Source organism: Micromonospora globispora, from assembly GCF_003857015.1.
Classification (GTDB): Bacteria; Actinomycetota; Actinomycetes; order Mycobacteriales; family Micromonosporaceae; genus Micromonospora; species Micromonospora globispora.
In genome coordinates this window covers 1-879 of sequence record NZ_QGGF01000748.1, presented here as the reverse complement: position 1 = coordinate 879, position 879 = coordinate 1, and the positions used below count along the sequence as shown (strand labels likewise).

Below are 879 nucleotides of genomic sequence, written 5' to 3'. Positions count from 1 at the left end.
CGCCGGCCGGTGCTGGACCTGCGCTCCGGCGCGTACGCGGCCACCTGGACCCCCCGAGGAGAGGTGGCCCGGCGCACGGTGACCGTCCGGGTGCTGCACGAACGCGAGGTCGACGGGACGCTCACCCGCTCGGTGGTCAGCCACTTCAACAAGGCGACCAAGGGCCGGCTGGTGCGGGACCTGCTCACCGCCGGCGCCCGGCCGCGTACCGCGGACGCCCTGGTCGGCGCGCTGCGCGACCTGAAGTACACGGTCGAGGAGCAGCCCGCCGCCGCGGACCGCCCCCGTCAGCTCGACATCGTGGTGACGGAGCTGTAGGCGCAAATTTTGCTCAAGGCTGGCGCGGAGCGGTTTCGCCGCACCGGCGCCGGGGCCACGGTAAAGGAACCCCGACGCCGACAAGGAGCGGTCCGATGGCTTCCGAACCCACCGTGCTCGACCGGCCCCGCCTGCCGTCGACACCGCCACCGCTGGACTGGCTGACCCTCGCCGACGCCTTCGAGGTGGCCTGCCTCGTCCGCTGCACCCCGCCACCGGCCACCGACGTCCGACGACCCGCGCCCGGGACGTACCGGGGCGGGGTCGCCGAGTTCAACCGGGAGGACGCCGCACAGCGGATGCGGCAGCTGCTGACCCGGCTCGACGTATCGGTGGAGCACGAAGTGACCACCGGTGGCCTGCGCCGCCGGTACGAGCTGCACCGGCTTCAGGTGTCCCGCGAGCACCGGTCGGCGTACGCGACGCTGCTGGAGGCCGGTTGGCGGCAGGGCCGGCGGGAGCTGCTCGGCGGCCTGCCCGGTGCCTCCACCGCGCGCCGGGTGTGGCGTCCCCGGTTGGCCGCCGCGGCCTGGCGCTCGGCGCTGCTGGCCGGCGGCCAAC

The 879-nt window shown here is 75.0% G+C and carries 2 protein-coding genes; both read left to right on the top strand.

Translation table 11 applies throughout. From position 1 onward, the window contains the following. Positions 1-318 (top strand): peroxide stress protein YaaA (gene yaaA, locus DKL51_RS33200; protein WP_124813234.1); only part of this gene is annotated, 318 nt, incomplete at its 5' end. 95 nt (positions 319-413) lie between these two features. Next, positions 414-879 (top strand): hypothetical protein (locus tag DKL51_RS33195; RefSeq protein ID WP_124813232.1); only part of this gene is annotated, 466 nt, incomplete at its 3' end.